We start from the raw sequence: 15637 nt of genomic DNA, 5'->3' as shown, positions 1-15637 counted from the left end.
GATCCGGTCACCAAACGGAACAACCGATCGCCAGCAAGCTGGCTCCTACGGATGACGCAGCGGGCGCGTCAGAGGATGTTCGCGTAGTCCGCTTCGATACGGTCCAGGCTGAGGTGATTGAGGAAGTTGGAGAAACACATCCAAGCCGACAGCGAGTTGAGGTCGCTGAATTGCGGCGGAAGGTACTTGGGCGGTGTGACCAACCCTTCATCCACTAATTGGCGCAGGGTGCGCATGTCTTCCAGGGTGGTCTTGCCGCAGAACAGCAGCGGGATCTGCTCCAGCTTGCCTTTGCGCACGGCCAACTGGATGTAGTTGTAAATCATGATGAATCCTTTCAGGTAGGACAGGTCCTTGGTGAAAGGCAGGCCAACGGGGGTAGACCCACGGAACACGCGGTTAGCGTTGCTGTAACTCTGCTCCTGGCTGAAACCCTGCTCGCGGTAGAAATCGAACACCTGGAGGAAATCCGCGCCCTCCTCGGCCATGTGAATAGCGCGGGTGCGGTTGGTCAGCTTGCGCAAACGGGTTGGGTAGGAAGCGAAGGTGATCACCTCCATCAGGATCGCCAGACCTTCCTGAGTCACCGTGGACGAGGGCGGCCCCTTGGCCAGAAAGGTACAGACCGGCTGGTTCAGCCCATTCAGGGTGGTGGCCACGTGCACCAGGCCTTCATGTACTTCCAGGGCACGCACATCGCGTTCGTTGAACATCGCGTCGCTGCGGATCTTGATGTAATCGGCCCCGGCGGCGGCATCAGCGAGGATACCGTCGGACTCAAACACACGAATGGTGCCCTCCTCCTCGCCAAACACCTTGTTCAGGCGCTGTTGCAGCAGGTTGACTGCTTCCTTGGCATTGAGGTTCTTGGCTTCGTCCTTGAGGTCACCGCGCTTGTCGATGTTGTTGAGAAAATCGGAAAACATCATGCCCAGGTCAGCCAGAGTCGGGTCGCCGGCATGGAAGGCATCGGAAGCGGCGCCATACAGCTCCTGGCTGATCAGGCCAAAGTCCTCGGTGCCGCGCGCTTCGAGCATGCGAATGACCATGCGGTACTCGCGGCACATGCGGCGCATGATCTGCCCAACCGGATTGAACTGGCCCAACTGGCGGGTGATATCGCGCTCGATATTCTGGAACTCCAGCTTCTTCGCGGCGGCCTCGAACGCCAAGGGCCGACTGGCGTAATACTCGCGATCCACCTTGGGCAACTGCTTGCCCTTGTGCTTGAGAAACTCACTGCGGATCGAGTCGTCCCACTTCACCGCATCAAGCACACGGATCGGCGTCTGCGCTTCGACAATCCGGTCAGACAGGGCCCGTACGATCAGTTGATAGTCGTCCAAACCGGTGTGGCTGTTCATTGCTAGTCCCCAACACGCTGATAGCGCGCCACTTCGATAAATACATCCGAGTTGGCCTGATCATCGAGGTAGCTGAATACCTGCTCCAGCGGGCTGCTGATCAGCACACCATCACCTTCGGCGGCATCAATCACCTCGCCCTGCAACGTGCCCTGCTCCAACTCCTGGAGAATGCGGTCGACGTCGAGGTTGTAGATCACCAGCTCATTGCCGGTGGTCAGCTCGAAGCCAGCGATGGCAAAGTTGGCCCCCATGCGTTTCGGCAACCCGGCAGACAGGTACCAGCGCCGACCATGGTGGGCCACGGTGAAACCATACTCCTCAACGCTGTCGAGGTTATCCAGGCTGTCGACATAGGCCCGCGCCTTGTACACGTTGGAACCGGCACGGGTGATCTGCAGATACAGCTGCTCACCCCACTCGTTCTTGCGCGACCACTCGCCAAGCAGGGGAATCGGGGCTGCCTCATTGGCGGGTATCGGATCCTTGAAGGTCACCAGACAGCCACCCAGTAACAGGAAGGACACGGCAAGCAGCGCGCGCCAGGCGTTCATTCAGCTCTCCTTGTGAACGGATTGAGCGGGCCAGGTTGGTTAGAGGCCCAGTACCAGATGCATATAACGTTTAAGCATGGCCAACATCTCTTCACTGTCCAGATGGTCGATACCATCGAGCAGCCCCTGATACTCCATGCGCACAATAATCGCCGTCAATAGCTTGGCATCCTGCTCGGCCTGCTGCGAGCCCAGCACCTCGAAGAAGTGCGTCACGCCTTGCAGCAGGATTTGCCGGTGAGCCCGCAACAAACCATGCAAACGCGGGTTGAGCAGCGCTTCCTGCTGAAAGGCCTGCTCGGCCAGCAGATGCTCGCGCCGCGTAAGCAATTGCTGGCGCACGTACTCCACAGCCAACCGGGCAATCTCATTGGCCAGCCGACGACGCGCCTCGGCGCTGCCGTCCAAACGGCTGACCTGCTCACGCAGAAGCCCTTCGGTACCGCTCCAGAACTGGCCCATGTGCGCAGCGCTGCGCTCGACAAACTGAGCGAAGGTATCGGTGATCAGATCGTTGATATCTTTGAAGTAATAGGTGGTCGCTGACAACGGCACATCCGCCTCGGCAGCGACCGCGCGGTGGCGCACAGCGCGCACACCGTCGCGCACGATGATGCGCATGGCAGCATCGAGAATGGCCTGACGTCGTTGCTCACTGCCCTGACGACTGGCTTTGCGTCCCTGATACTGCACGCTTTCGACCACGGCGTTGGCAACCAGAGTGGCACTCTCTTGGGCGGGCTTGGCTGTCACTGCAAGACGATCCTCTGTCGGTTATTCAGGATTAATAATGACTTAGTCAGTAAATCGCAAAATTAATCCACTGCGCGCTAATAAAAATGGCTAGCTAAAAAACCAGGTAATAAAAAGCCGCCCGGAGGCGGCTTTCAACCATCAGGCTTGCGGGCGCATATGCGGGAACAGGATCACGTCGCGAATCGACGGTGAATTGGTCAGCAACATCACCAGGCGGTCGATGCCGATGCCCTCACCGGCGGTCGGCGGCATACCGTACTCCAGGGCGCGAACGAAGTCGGCGTCGTAGTGCATGGCTTCGTCGTCACCGGCATCCTTGTCGGCCACCTGCTGCATAAAGCGCGCAGCCTGGTCTTCGGCATCGTTCAGCTCGGAGTAGGCGTTGGCGATCTCGCGGCCACCGATAAACAGCTCGAAGCGGTCGGTGACGCTCGGATCGTCGTCGCTGCGACGGGCCAGCGGCGAGACTTCGAACGGGTAGCGGGTGATGAAGTGCGGCTGCTCCAGCTTGTGCTCGACCAGCTCTTCGAAAATCATCACCTGCAGCTTGCCCAGACCTTCGAAGCCGAGCACCTTGGCGCCGGCCTTCTTGGCAATCTCGCGGGCCTTGTCGATATCCTGCAGGTCAGCCGCGGTGATGTCCGGGTTGTACTTGAGGATCGAGTCGAACACCGACAGGCGCACGAACGGCTCGCCGAAGTGGAACACCTTGTCGCCGTAAGGCACGTCAGTAGTGCCGAGCACCAGTTGGGCCAGCTCGCGGAACAGCTCCTCGGTCAGGTCCATGTTGTCTTCGTAGTCGGCGTAGGCCTGGTAGAACTCGAGCATGGTGAATTCAGGGTTATGACGAGTCGAGACGCCTTCGTTACGGAAGTTGCGGTTGATCTCAAACACTTTCTCAAACCCGCCAACAACAAGCCGCTTGAGGTACAGCTCCGGCGCGATACGCAGGAACATCTGCATATCCAGGGCGTTGTGGTGGGTCTCGAACGGCTTGGCCGCCGCGCCACCAGGGATGGTCTGCAGCATCGGCGTTTCCACTTCGAGGAAATCGCGCTTCATCAGGAAGCTGCGGATGTGTGCAATAACCTGCGAACGCACACGGAAGGTCTGGCGCACGTCTTCGTTGACCATCAGATCGACATAGCGCTGGCGATAGCGCTGCTCGGTGTCGGTCAGGCCGTGGTGTTTGTCCGGCAGCGGGCGCAGCGACTTGGTCAGCAGCCGCACGTCGGTCATTTCCACGTACAGGTCGCCCTTGCCGGATCGGGCCAGGGTACCAACGGCGGAGATGATGTCGCCCATGTCCCAGGTTTTCACCGCGGCCAGGGTCTCTTCAGACAAGGTCTTGCGGTTGACGTAGACCTGAATGCGCCCAGTCATGTCCTGAATCACCATGAACGAGCCACGGTTAAGCATGATGCGACCCGCTACCTTGACCGGAATGGCTGCCTCGGCCAGCTCTTCCTTGCTCGATTCGGCGTACTGCTTCTGCAGGTCGGCACAGTAATTTTCGCGGCGGAAGTCGTTGGGGAAGGCGTTACCCTGCTCACGGATAGCGGCAAGCTTTTCCTTGCGCTGGGCAATCAGCTTGTTTTCTTCCTGCTGCAGTTCGTGCTGGTCGAGTTGTTGGTCGCTCATTTCGGGTCGTCCCGGTTAAATCATCATTCTTGAAAAGAGGCTGCAAACCCGATGGCTTGCAGCTTGAGGCTTGTGGCTGCTGTTACAGACCCTGCTTGAGGCTGGCCTCGAGGTATCCATCGAGATCGCCATCAAGCACCTTCTGGCAGTCGCTACGCTCAACGCCAGTACGCAGATCCTTGATGCGTGAGTCATCAAGCACGTAGGAGCGAATCTGGTGGCCCCAGCCGATGTCCGACTTGGAGTCTTCCAAAGCCTGGGATGCGGCGTTGCGCTTCATCATCTCCAGCTCGTACAACTTGGCCCGCAGCATTTTCATCGCGGTGTCCTTGTTGGCATGCTGCGAGCGCTCGTTCTGGCAAGCCACCACGGTGTTGGTCGGTACGTGGGTAATACGTACGGCCGAGTCAGTGGTGTTAACGTGCTGACCACCGGCGCCGGAGGAGCGGTAGGTGTCGATGCGCAGGTCGGACGGGTTGATCTCGATCTCGACCTTGTCGTCGATCTCGGGCGAGACGAACACCGCCGAGAACGAGGTGTGGCGGCGAGCGCCGGAATCAAACGGGCTCTTGCGCACCAGGCGATGCACGCCGATTTCGGTGCGCAGCCAGCCGAAGGCGTACTCACCCTTGATGTGCACGGTGGCACCTTTGATACCGGCAACTTCACCTTCGGACAACTCGACGATCTCGGCACTGAAACCGCGCTTATCAGCCCAGCGCAGGTACATGCGCAGCAGGATGTTGGCCCAGTCTTGCGCCTCGGTACCGCCAGAGCCGGCCTGGATATCCAGGTAGCAGTTGTTCGGGTCCATCTCGTGGCTGAACATGCGGCGGAATTCCAGCTTCTCGAGAATTTCGCGCAGGCGTTCGATTTCAGCGGCAACATCGTCGACGGCACCCTGATCGTCTTCTTCGACGGCCATATCGAGTAGATCGCGCGAGTCGGCCAGGCTGCCGGTGAGGTCGTCGATGGTCTCGACGATCTGCGCCAGCATGGCGCGCTCACGGCCCAGGCTCTGGGCGTATTCAGGCTTGTTCCAGACGTTCGGGTCTTCGAGTTCGCGGTTTACTTCGACCAGACGATCATGCTTGTGATCGTAGTCAAAGATACCCCCGAATAGTCTGGGTGCGCTCGGACAGGTCCTTGATGCTATTAAGGATCGGGTTGATTTCCATGGCTGGCAGCACTCGTAGGTCAAACTTTCGGAAAAGCCGGCGAGTATAACGCAGTCACTCCACGCCTGGCAGCCCGCAATCGGCAGTGATACGCAGCAACGCAGACCAACGGCCACTATACTGAACCCCACTTGTCGCTCAGCCGACCTTCACAGGAGCCGTCGTGCCATGCGTTCATCGCACAGCCTGCGCAGTCGTTTCGCCATCCTGATCGCCCTACTGGTCGCCAGCCTGAGCTGGTTGCTCGGCACCCTGATCGGCCAGGATGCCAGCCAGCGTATTCGCCAGGAGGTTGGCCATGACCTGGCCGAAATCGCCTACATGATGGTTGATCGACTGGACCGTGACATGCAGAGCCGCGCCGCCATGCTGCAGGTGATCGGCAAGCTGCGCGCCCTGAGCCAGCCGGATGACATCAGTGAAGTCCGCGTACTGCTTGATCGTCTGCAGACCGAGTTCCCCAGCATCGCCTGGATCGGCTTCACCGATGCGCAAGGCACGGTACTGGCTTCCAGCGACGGTGTTCTGGAAGGCGCCAGCATTGCCCAGCGTCCGGTCTACCTGGAAGCGCGGGAGAAACTGTTTATCGGTGATGTACACGAAGCGGTGTTGCTGGCCAAGTTGCTGCCCAACCCTACAGGCGAGGCGATGAAGTTTGTCGACATCAGCCTGCCGGTATTCGCCGCCGATGGCAGCCTGGTTGGCGTGTTGGCGTCGCACCTATCCTGGTCCTGGGCTGACGAAGTGCGCCTGGCCATCCTTGAGCCAATCCAGCAGCGTCGCCATGTCGAGTTCTTCGTGATTGGCAAGGACCGCACGATTCTCCTGGCACCCAAGGAGATGATCGGCCAGCGCCTGCACCTGCCCGCCCTCAACGAACTGCCCCCAAAGCAGGATATCTGGGCCGTACAAAAGTGGCCCGACGGTCAGGAGTACCTCACCGGCCTGGCCCTCAGCCAGGGTCACCTGGATTATCAGGGTCTGGGCTGGACGGTTATCGCCCGCCAACCGCTGGATGAAGCCTACGCACCGGCCCGCGCCACCACGCGCAACATCATGCTCTGGGGCAGCTTATTGGCCATCCTCTTCGCCCTGCTCGGCTGGCTGATCGCCGGTTACTTCACCCGCCCGTTGCGGCAGATCGCCGAAGCCGCCGACCGCCTCAGTGCGGGCGAAATCAGCGTGATTCCAGAGCTGAAAAGCACCCGTGAAATCGAAACGCTGTGCAACTCGATCCGCCACCTGGTGGAAAGCCTGACCCACCAGCAAAACGCCCTCGGCGTGATGGAAAACCTCGCCCACCACGACGCACTCACTGGCCTGCCCAACCGTGTGGCGCTGGAAAGCTACCTGCCCCGCGCACAACAGCACAGCCAGGCCCATAACAATTGCCTGGCCCTGTTCTACCTGGACCTGGATGGTTTCAAACCGGTTAACGATCAGTTCGGCCATGCGGCCGGCGATCAGTTACTGCGCGAGGTGGCCGTACGTCTGCGCGGCTGCCTGCGCGAAGGCGACCTGGTGGCGCGCCTGGGCGGCGATGAGTTTTTAATGGTGCTGCTGGTGCCCAACAACGAGGCCCTGGCCCAAGCCCAGCAAGTGGCCGAGCGCACCCTGCTGGCCCTGCGCGAGCCGATCGACCTGGGTGACAACCGGGTGCAGATCGGCTGCAGCATCGGCGGCGCACTCTGGCCCCTGGACAGCAGCAACATGGCGGAAACCCTGGAGCTGGCCGACCAGTCGCTATACCGCGCCAAACACGCCGGTAAAAACTGCGCAATGTTCCATGCTGCGCGCCCGCAGTGAAGTTATTGCCCTTGCAGCCGCAGTAGCTGGCCAGCCAGTTCGGCGGCGTGACGCTCAACAATCAACGGCACCAGATCCTCGCTGTAATCCAGCAAACGCGGGTAGATGAACTTCCAGCGCGGCAGAGCCCGCTGCAAACGCTGCTGCGCCTGGGCATCGGTTAGCTCGCTTGCCAGGCCGAGCAACTCGCCATCCACCTGTTTGGCCAGCACGTCGATATCCTGATTCAGGTAGTGCTGCTGTTGTTCCGGCAGGGTTTCGATATCGCCGACATAAGCGCGAGCGGTGTAGCGCGCGGCCAGGTACTGCACCTTGGCCGGCAGGCTCTGCAAGCGCTGCTCGGCAGCGGTTAATGGCTGCGCCAGCCCCTTGAGCAATTGCTGCTCGAGGGTTTCCAGGGCTGCGACCAACTCGCGCTGAGCCTTGCTGTACTGGAAGTTGAATTCCCACGGCAGGTCCGGCTCACCCGGCTTGTAGGCCAGAGTCTGCTCAACCAGCGCAGTAAAGGCTGTCAGTGGTGCCTGCAGCTGTTGCATGGCCAGCCGAGCCGAGTCGGTCAGCGGTTGCGCCTGCAGCGTAGCCAGACTTTCACGCAGCTTGCCCAGATCAGCCTGCACCTTGGCCGCCAGCTCGGCATGCCCGCCCTCACCGCGATGAATGAACAGGTCCGTGCTGGCGCGAAACACCTGCACCTGAGCCTGTTGCACCTGCGCCAACGCCACGTCGGGCGCCGCCTGCAACATCGAGCTGAAAAAAACCATCGCCAGGCTCAGCAGACAATTTGTGTAGGTGCGGCGCATCGGGCATCCATCCATTGCGGGAAAAACGCCGATTATAGGGAGGCCGCCGGGCAGCGGCCAGAACCCTCAACTCAGCCGTACAGGCTTAGCCCTGTACCAGCTCCTGGCGCACCTGTGCTTCAAGCTCGCGCTTAAGCGCCGGGTCCAGCTTGAGCTGACGAGCCAGCTCTTCCAGGTAGGCGCGCTCCATAAAATGCTCCTCATCCACCATCAGCACACTGGCCACGTACATTTCCGCAGCCATTTCCGGTGTACTCGCTGCACGGGCAATCTCAGCGGGGTCCAGCGGCTTGTTCAGTTCGGCCTGCAACCAATGTTGCAGTGAGGCATCCTGAGTCAGCTTGACCAGTTCACCCTCGATCAGTTGCCGTTCACGGGCATCGACATGCCCATCAGCCTTGGCGGCACCGACCAGCGCCTTGAGAATCGCCTGGCTGTGCAACTCGGCCTGCGGAGCAGGCAGACGGTCCAGGGTTTGCGGCTCGGCCTGCGGCGCACTGGCCTGCTGCGCCTGCCAATTGCTGTAGGCCTTGTAGGCCACCACCCCAAGCGCCGCCAGCCCGCCATAGGTCAGGGCTTTGCCGCCCATCTTGCGCGCACTCTTGTTACCGAGCAGCAACCCTAGCGCACCGGCAGCTAGCGCCCCGCCGCCAGCGCCCTTGAGCAAGGTGCCAAGGTCGCCACCCTGCCCGCCTTTAGCCACACCACCCAGCAAACCACCCAGGCCGCCGGCGGAGGCACCACCGGACTTCTGCTGCAACAGGTCCTGGCCGGATTTCAGCAATTGATCAAGCAATCCACGGGTATTCATGACGCGCGCTCCCTAAACATGGTGTGGCAAGACAGACCGATTCTAGAGAGCAAGGTTTGCCTCAACCTAACGCCAGTGTGCTTCGAAAGATTGCCAAACACAGGTAAAAGCGACTGTTCGTCGGTTAGTCGTCACAAAACCTGTCAAAGAGTGGTCACGGTCACACTTTCGCCATGGTCGTTCTATATTTGGCGCCGATAGGATGGCACTTCGGAAAAACACTACGGCAAAAGGCTATCAAGAGCCGACGCCAGAGACTTCGCCCATGGCGCATTCCACCGCACATCGCCTGCTACGCAGCCTGCTTGCCAGTTGCTGGCTGTTCAGCCCGTTGCTGGTGGCTGATGCGACCCCACCGCAGCCCAGCGCCCTGGCGACGGCACTGAGTGACGCCCGCCTGGCCAGTTGGCTCAGCCTGCTCGACAACTCAGCAGGTGACGAGGAGCGCGAACAGCTGGAGCGGGTCAACCACTTCATCAATCGCTCGATCAGCTTCGTCAGCGACCAGCAGGCCTGGGGCGCAGATGATTACTGGGCCACCCCCGCGCAAACGCTGAGCCTGGGAAAAGGGGACTGTGAAGATTTTGCCATCGCCAAATACTTCAGCCTGGTGCGCATGGGCGTACCCAGCGAAAAACTGCGCCTGACCTTCGTCAAGGCGCTTAGCGCTCAGCAGGCACATATGGTACTGGCCTACTACCCGACGCCCAGCGCACAACCGCTGATTCTCGACAACCTCGACCCACGCATCCGCCCGGCCAGCGAGCGCCAGGATCTGCTACCGGTGTATTCATTCAACAACCACGGCGTGTTTCTGGCGAAAAACCCGCAGCGCGTCAGCCAGCCACCCGAGTTTCTCGCACGCTGGAATGAGCTGAGCGAGCGGGCCATGGCCGATGGTTCGGCCACGCCATTACCGCAGAGCTAGGCTCAGCGCGGGCTGATATGAGCGATCAGTAACTGCACGCTTTCCTGCCCACGGTATTCATTGACGTCCAGTTTGTAGGCCAGTTCAACCCAGCGCACCGTCGGGTTCGGCCAGATATCGCGATCCACACCAAAGGCAATGCCATCGAGCTGTACGCTGCCGCACTCGCTTTTCAGCACCACCTTGAGATGTCGCTCGCCAACCACGCGCTGCTGCACCAGCTGAAATACGCCATGAAACAGCGGCTCGGGAAAATGCTGGCCCCAAGGCCCGGCATTGCGCAGTTCCTTGGCCAACGGCAGATGAAACTCTTCGATGGACAGGGCACCATCGGATAGCAAACGACCGGTCAGGTCATCCTCACACAGCTGGCGACGTACTTCGGCATCAAAGGCCGCTGCAAAAGCTGCAAAATTCGCCTGTGGCAGTGACAGCCCGGCCGCCATGGCATGCCCACCGAACTTGCTGATCAGCTCAGGATGCTTGGCGGCGACCGCATCCAGTGCATCACGAATATGAAAACCCGGCACCGAACGTGCCGAGCCCTTCAGTACGCCATCACCTGCATCGGCAAAGGCGACGGTCGGGCGGTGATAACGCTCTTTCATCCGTGAGGCGAGAATACCGATCACCCCCTGGTGCCAGTCTGGCTCGAACAGGCACAGACCAAAGGGCATGTCTTGCAAAGGCAGGTCCTTGAGCTGGGCTAGCGCCTCGCGCTGCATGCCCTGCTCGATGGCCTTGCGATCCTGATTAAGCTGATCCAGCTGCACGGCCATGTCACGGGCCAGCGCCTCGTCCTCGCACAGCAGGCACTCGATGCCCAGCGCCATATCGTCCAGCCGACCCGCGGCATTCAGGCGAGGCCCGAGGATAAAACCCAGATCCGTGGACGTAATGCGCCGATGATCGCGCCCGGCCACCTCCAAAATCGCCCGCAGTCCAGGCCGCGCACGCCCAGCGCGGATTCGCGCCAGGCCCTGATGCACCAAAATACGGTTGTTGGCATCAAGCGGCACCACGTCGGCGACGCTGCCCAAGGCCACCAGATCCAGCAGCTCGCCGAGATTCGGCTCCGGTCGCTGCGCAGTAAACCAACCCATGTCACGCAACCGAGCACGCAGCGCCAGCAACACGTAGAACATCACGCCAACGCCGGCTAACGCTTTGCTGGGAAACTCACAGCCCGGCTGATTCGGGTTGACGATGGCATCCGCCGCCGGCAACTCGGCACCGGGTAAGTGGTGATCGGTGACCAGCACCATCAAACCCGCTGCCTTGGCCGCCGCCACACCTTCGACGCTGGAAATACCGTTATCCACAGTGATCAACAGCTGAGGCTCGCGCTCCAGCGCCACCGCGACGATTTCCGGGGTCAGGCCGTAGCCGTATTCGAAACGATTGGGCACCAGATAATCGACGTGCGCTGCGCCGAGCATACGCAGGCCCAATACGCCAACCGTGCTGGCGGTGGCGCCATCAGCATCGAAGTCGCCGACAATCAGCATGCGCTGGCCGTGCTGCAGCCCCAACACCAGCAAATCGACCGCCGCGCCCATACCCTTGAGCTGCTGATAGGGAATCAGCCGCGCCAAGCCCTTATCCAGCTCAGCAGCGGATTGCACACCACGGGCGGCATACAGACGGGTCAGCAATGGCGGTAGCGCGCCCAGGTCAGGCAGGGTTTCGGGCAACGGGCGGGATTCGATACGCATGGGCATTCTTTGTCATGAAGGACGGGTTTTGTAGGAGCCAGCTTGCTGGCGATCATGGCCCCCCACATCGCCAGCAGGCTGGCTCCTACAGAAAAGCTCAGCGCTCGCCAGCCAACCACTCAATAGGCAGCTCATGCTGGCCGCGCTCATCGGTGACGAACAGCTCGCCATCGCTGATCATCACGCTCCAGTTCAGCGAACGCGGCATATCCAGCGCCAGCTTGGCCAGGGCCTCCTGATCAAGGGCAACGACGTTGATATTTTTCAGGCTGCGCACCGGATCGAGCGCCTTGGTCTGCCATACGCGCAGGTTGCCGTAGGCCACCAGGCTGAACTTCTCGGTACGCCGCGAGCACCAGGTGATGCGCTCGCTGTCCGGCTGGCCGACTTCAATCCAGTGCAGCACACGGTCATCCAGGCTCTTTTCCCACAGCGCCGGCTCATCCACATCCGACAGGCCGCGACCGAACGCCAGGTGCTCGTGATAGAACAAGGCATAGGCTACCAACCGCGCTGCCAGGCGCTCTTCGGTTTCCGAAGGGTGACGGGCCACGGTGAAACGCAGGTTTTCATAGACGCTGCGGTCCATGTCAGTGAGGTTCAGCTCGATTTTGTAGGTGGTAGACGGCAGGGCCATGGATGGGTTTCTTGACTGATCGAATAAGCCAGCAAGTCTACCCGATGCCGCCTGCTCACGTTAGAGTCACGCACTCTGCCAGATGGATGGAAACCCGATGCAGCTGCCCAGCAAACCCCTCACCGGCCTGAAAGTGATCGAGCTCGGCACCCTGATCGCCGGGCCTTTCGCCTCACGTATTTGCGCTGAATTCGGTGCCGAGGTGATCAAGGTCGAATCACCGGATGGTGGTGACCCGCTGCGCAAGTGGCGCAAGCTGTACGAGGGCACGTCGCTGTGGTGGTTTGTACAAGCGCGTAACAAGCAGTCGATCACCCTCAACCTCAAGCATGAGGCCGGGCGCGAAGTGCTGAAGAAACTGCTCAGCGAGGCGGACATTCTGATTGAGAACTTCCGCCCCGGCGTGCTGGAAAAGCTCGGTTTGGGCTGGGAGGTGCTGCATGCACTCAATCCCAAGCTAGTGATGGTGCGCCTGTCCGGTTTCGGCCAGACCGGCCCAATGAAGGATCAACCGGGCTTCGGCGCCGTGGGCGAATCCATGGGCGGGCTGCGCTATATCACTGGCTTCGAGGATCGCCCACCGGTGCGCACCGGCATCAGCATTGGCGACTCAATTGCCGCGCTATGGGGCGTGATCGGCGCGCTGATGGCGTTGCGTCACCGCGAAGTGAACGGCGGCAGCGGTCAGGTGGTGGACGTGGCGCTGTATGAGGCGATCTTCGCCATGATGGAGTCCATGGTGCCGGAGTTCGACGTGTTCGGTTTTATCCGCGAGCGCACCGGCAACATCATGCCCGGCATCACGCCCTCCTCAATCCACACCAGTGCCGACGGCAAACATGTCCAGATCGGCGCCAACGGCGATGCAATCTTCAAACGTTTTATGCAGGCCATCGGCCGCCAGGATCTGGCCGACGATGCGACACTGGCTAGCAATGACGGCCGCGATGCGCGACGCGATGAGCTGTATGGCGTGATCGATCGCTGGGTTGGCGCACTGCCACTGGAGCAGGTACTGACCACCCTGAATCAGGCCGACGTGCCCGCCAGCCGCATTTTCAGCGCCGAAGACATGTTCCACGACCCGCAATTTCTCGCCCGCGAGATGCTGCTTGCGGCCAAGCTGCCTGACGGCAAGGCCTTCAAAATGCCGGGCATCGTGCCCAAACTCAGTGACACACCCGGTGCGGTGGAATGGGTCGGCCCCACTCTCGGCGAACACAACCAAACCGTGCTGCTTGCGCTGGGCTACAGCGAGGCGCAAATCGCCGAGCTGAAACGTCAGGGCGCGATTTGAGTCGTGCTGATTTCCGATCCACTCACCAGCCCTGCGCACAGCCTGATCACGGAGCAGCGCGATTACCCCGAGTGGCACCTGGGGAGAAGCCGTTATGCCGCCTGGGTACTGCCCGTGCAATGCCCGCACCTGCTGGCGCATATCACCCGCCTGCAACATGCGCTTAGCGACTGGTTGCACCCGCCCGGACGCCGTCAGGCGCACATCACGGTCTTTGTTTGCGGCTTTATCAGCGGCCGGGCGCGGCACCATGATGACATCAGCAAGCGACAACGCCAGCAGCAATTCAAGGCGATCGGACGCGCTTCTCGCCACCCGCTGACACTACAGATTGGCCAGCCTGACAGCTTTGCCAGCGCCGCCTTCTTGCCGGTCAGCGACCCCTCGGGCCAGTTGCAGCATTGGCGCACCTTATTGAGCGAGCACAGCCAAGAGGTGCGGCAAAGCCCCTATCACGCGCACATCACCCTCGGCCTGTATCGCCAGCGTGTAGACACCACCCTGATGCGCGCACGCCTGGCTGAGCTGGCAGAAGAACAGTCACGCTGGCTGCCGGTCAACAGCCTGCAATTTGCCCACTACCGGGCACGCCAGTTGTTCAGCCCCTTGTGCGTGCGCCAGTCCTTCAGCCTCGGCACTTAACCTGCGCCCATAAAAAACGGCACCACGCGGGTGCCGTTCTTTTATGGACGCAGTGACCGTTACAGCGGCTTGCCGCGGTTACCATGCTGGGCCACAAAGGCCTGTACGGTTTTCAGGTCATTGGCCAGCACGGTGCAACGCTCTTCACGTTCGAACAGATCCGCCAGGTGCGCCGGCAATGCAGGCGCCTGACCGACATTGGCCTTCTCCACGGCTTCCGGAAATTTAACCGGGTGCGCGGTACCGAGGATGACCATCGGCGTAGCCAGGCTGCGACGGCACTCACGGGCGGCACGCACGCCGATCGCCGTATGCGGATCGAGCAGCTCGCCACACTCGTTGAACACCTCGGTGATGGTTTCGCAGGTCTGCGCATCGTCCACCGCCAGAGAATCGAACAGCTTGCGCGCTTCGGTCCAGCGATCCTGATCGACACTGAAACCGCCACCCTGCTTGAAGGTGGCCATCAGCTCGGCAATCGCCGCACCGTTACGGCCGTGCAGGTCGAACAGCAGTCGCTCGAAGTTCGACGAGACCATGATATCCATCGACGGCGACAGGGTTGGGTGCAGGGTTTCCTTGACGTACTGATTGCCGCTCATAAAGCGGTGCAGGATGTCGTTGCGGTTGGTCGCGACGATCAGCTGGCTGATCGGCAGGCCCATGTTGCGCGCCAAGTAGCCTGCGAAGATGTCGCCGAAGTTACCGGTGGGCACCGAGAACGCGATGGAACGCGCCGGACCGCCCAGCTGCAGCGCTGCGTGGAAGTAGTAGACGATCTGGGCCATGATCCGCGCCCAGTTGATCGAGTTGACCGCCACCAGGCGCGTACCCTTGAGGAAGCCCTGGTCAGCGAAGCTGTCCTTGACCATTTCCTGGCAGTCATCGAAGTTGCCTTCGATGGCGATGTTATGGATGTTGTCGCCGAGGATGGTGGTCATCTGCCGGCGCTGCACCTCGGACACCCGGTTGTGCGGGTGCATGATGAAAATGTCGACGTTCTCGCAGGCCTTGCAGCCCTCGATGGCCGCCGAGCCGGTATCACCGGAGGTCGCCCCCATAATCACCACGCGCTCATTGCGCTTGGCCAGCACGTAATCAAGCAGACGGCCGAGCAGCTGCAGGGCAAAGTCCTTGAACGCCAGAGTCGGGCCGTGGAACAGCTCCAGCACCCACTCATTGCCGTTCAGCTGACGCAGCGGCGCCACAGCGTTGTGGGCAAATACGCCGTAGGTTTCTTCGAGGATCTTTTTGAAGTCCGCATCCGGAATACTGCCGGTGACGAACGGGCGCATCACGCGGAAGGCCAGCTCGTGGTAAGGCAGGCCGGCCCACGAAGCGATTTCCTCCTGGGTGAAACGCGGCAGGTTTTCCGGTACATACAGGCCACCATCGCTGGCCAGGCCGGCGAGCAGCACGTCTTCGAAATTCAGGGCCGGTGCCTGGCCACGGGTACTGATATAGCGCATAGGGGCAAACCTTCGGTTGAATCTTCAAGAGCCGCCGCA

The 15637-nt window shown here is 60.8% G+C and carries 14 protein-coding genes; 4 read left to right on the top strand and 10 right to left on the bottom strand.

The genetic code is table 11. From position 1 onward, the window contains the following. Positions 1 to 68: 68 nt before the first annotated feature. The 5 genes from IOD17_RS05115 to prfB form a co-directional block, all read right to left on the bottom strand. Positions 69 to 1364, bottom strand: a complete 1296-nt coding sequence (locus tag IOD17_RS05115) for a flavohemoglobin expression-modulating QEGLA motif protein (protein WP_233683997.1) — start codon at positions 1362 to 1364, stop codon at positions 69 to 71. Between the two features lie 2 nt (positions 1365 to 1366). Further along, on the bottom strand, positions 1367 to 1918 hold the full coding sequence (locus IOD17_RS05110) for a hypothetical protein (RefSeq protein WP_233683996.1): 552 nt from the start codon (positions 1916 to 1918) through the stop codon (positions 1367 to 1369). 39 nt (positions 1919 to 1957) lie between these two features. Further along, on the bottom strand, positions 1958 to 2671 hold the full coding sequence (locus tag IOD17_RS05105; protein ID WP_233683995.1) for a TetR/AcrR family transcriptional regulator: 714 nt from the start codon (positions 2669 to 2671) through the stop codon (positions 1958 to 1960). 141 nt (positions 2672 to 2812) lie between these two features. Next, positions 2813 to 4315, bottom strand: coding sequence for a lysine--tRNA ligase (gene lysS, locus IOD17_RS05100; RefSeq protein WP_233683994.1), 1503 nt, complete (start codon positions 4313 to 4315; stop codon positions 2813 to 2815). An 82-nt stretch (positions 4316 to 4397) separates the two neighbouring features. Continuing rightward, positions 4398 to 5493, bottom strand: a protein-coding gene (gene prfB, locus IOD17_RS05095; RefSeq protein WP_233683993.1) for a peptide chain release factor 2 whose coding sequence is annotated in 2 segments (ribosomal slippage) — positions 4398 to 5420 and positions 5422 to 5493 — 1095 coding nt in all. Because the reading frame shifts where the segments join, the coding sequence is not laid out codon by codon here. Between the two features lie 168 nt (positions 5494 to 5661). On the opposite strand from prfB, the gene IOD17_RS05090 reads away from it, so the two are divergent. After that, positions 5662 to 7299 (top strand): sensor domain-containing diguanylate cyclase, encoded by a 1638-nt coding sequence (locus tag IOD17_RS05090; RefSeq protein ID WP_233683992.1) that lies wholly within the window; start codon positions 5662 to 5664, stop codon positions 7297 to 7299. 2 nt (positions 7300 to 7301) lie between these two features. On the opposite strand, the gene IOD17_RS05085 is transcribed toward IOD17_RS05090, so the two are convergent. After that, entirely contained in the window at positions 7302 to 8099 is a 798-nt protein-coding gene (locus IOD17_RS05085) for a hypothetical protein (protein WP_233683991.1), read from the bottom strand. A gap of 85 nt (positions 8100 to 8184) precedes the next feature. Then, a complete protein-coding gene (locus tag IOD17_RS05080) occupies positions 8185 to 8910 on the bottom strand; it encodes a tellurite resistance TerB family protein (RefSeq protein WP_233683990.1) in 726 nt (241 codons plus the stop codon). 265 nt (positions 8911 to 9175) lie between these two features. Here IOD17_RS05080 and IOD17_RS05075 point away from each other — a divergent pair, with 265 nt between their 5' ends. Further along, complete coding sequence (locus IOD17_RS05075; protein WP_233683989.1) at positions 9176 to 9838, top strand: transglutaminase-like cysteine peptidase; 663 nt, start codon at positions 9176 to 9178, stop codon at positions 9836 to 9838. Between the two features lie 2 nt (positions 9839 to 9840). Here the strand turns inward: IOD17_RS05075 and recJ are convergent, their stop codons facing one another. Continuing rightward, positions 9841 to 11553 carry a single-stranded-DNA-specific exonuclease RecJ gene (recJ, locus tag IOD17_RS05070; RefSeq protein ID WP_233683988.1) on the bottom strand — a complete coding sequence of 571 codons (1713 nt, stop codon included), beginning with the start codon at positions 11551 to 11553 and terminating at the stop codon, positions 9841 to 9843. Positions 11554 to 11650: 97 nt separating this feature from the next. After that, complete coding sequence (locus IOD17_RS05065; protein ID WP_233683987.1) at positions 11651 to 12190, bottom strand: YaeQ family protein; 540 nt, start codon at positions 12188 to 12190, stop codon at positions 11651 to 11653. Positions 12191 to 12287: 97 nt separating this feature from the next. Between IOD17_RS05065 and IOD17_RS05060 the strand changes: the two genes are divergently transcribed. Together IOD17_RS05060 and IOD17_RS05055 are read left to right on the top strand one after the other, a co-directional pair. After that, positions 12288 to 13487 (top strand): CaiB/BaiF CoA transferase family protein, encoded by a 1200-nt coding sequence (locus IOD17_RS05060; RefSeq protein ID WP_233683986.1) that lies wholly within the window; start codon positions 12288 to 12290, stop codon positions 13485 to 13487. A gap of 3 nt (positions 13488 to 13490) precedes the next feature. Next, entirely contained in the window at positions 13491 to 14129 is a 639-nt protein-coding gene (locus IOD17_RS05055; protein ID WP_233683985.1) for a 2'-5' RNA ligase family protein, read from the top strand. A gap of 59 nt (positions 14130 to 14188) precedes the next feature. Here the strand turns inward: IOD17_RS05055 and thrC are convergent, their stop codons facing one another. Next, positions 14189 to 15598 (bottom strand): threonine synthase, encoded by a 1410-nt coding sequence (gene thrC, locus IOD17_RS05050; protein ID WP_233683984.1) that lies wholly within the window; start codon positions 15596 to 15598, stop codon positions 14189 to 14191. Positions 15599 to 15637: the final 39 nt, after the last annotated feature.

The sequence above is a fragment of the Pseudomonas anguilliseptica genome (genome assembly GCF_021375795.1).
Taxonomy (GTDB): Bacteria; Pseudomonadota; Gammaproteobacteria; order Pseudomonadales; family Pseudomonadaceae; genus Aquipseudomonas; species Aquipseudomonas anguilliseptica_A.
Note: the sequence above shows the minus strand (reverse complement) of the source record. Positions and strands in the feature narration are given on the sequence as shown.

Bases quoted from the DNA above. Each gene is read 5' to 3' on its own strand.
- IOD17_RS05090 (WP_233683992.1), top strand. From the start codon at position 5,662: ATGCGTTCATCGCACAGCCTGCGCAGTCGTTTCGCCATCCTGATCGCC.
- IOD17_RS05080 (WP_233683990.1), bottom strand. From the start codon at position 8,910: ATGAATACCCGTGGATTGCTTGATCAATTGCTGAAATCCGGCCAGGAC.
- recJ (WP_233683988.1), bottom strand. From the start codon at position 11,553: ATGCGTATCGAATCCCGCCCGTTGCCCGAAACCCTGCCTGACCTGGGC.
- thrC (WP_233683984.1), bottom strand. From the start codon at position 15,598: ATGCGCTATATCAGTACCCGTGGCCAGGCACCGGCCCTGAATTTCGAA.
- lysS (WP_233683994.1), bottom strand. From the start codon at position 4,315: ATGAGCGACCAACAACTCGACCAGCACGAACTGCAGCAGGAAGAAAAC.
- IOD17_RS05110 (WP_233683996.1), bottom strand. From the start codon at position 1,918: ATGAACGCCTGGCGCGCGCTGCTTGCCGTGTCCTTCCTGTTACTGGGT.
- IOD17_RS05065 (WP_233683987.1), bottom strand. From the start codon at position 12,190: ATGGCCCTGCCGTCTACCACCTACAAAATCGAGCTGAACCTCACTGAC.
- IOD17_RS05115 (WP_233683997.1), bottom strand. From the start codon at position 1,364: ATGAACAGCCACACCGGTTTGGACGACTATCAACTGATCGTACGGGCC.
- IOD17_RS05060 (WP_233683986.1), top strand. From the start codon at position 12,288: ATGCAGCTGCCCAGCAAACCCCTCACCGGCCTGAAAGTGATCGAGCTC.
- IOD17_RS05075 (WP_233683989.1), top strand. From the start codon at position 9,176: ATGGCGCATTCCACCGCACATCGCCTGCTACGCAGCCTGCTTGCCAGT.
- IOD17_RS05085 (WP_233683991.1), bottom strand. From the start codon at position 8,099: ATGCGCCGCACCTACACAAATTGTCTGCTGAGCCTGGCGATGGTTTTT.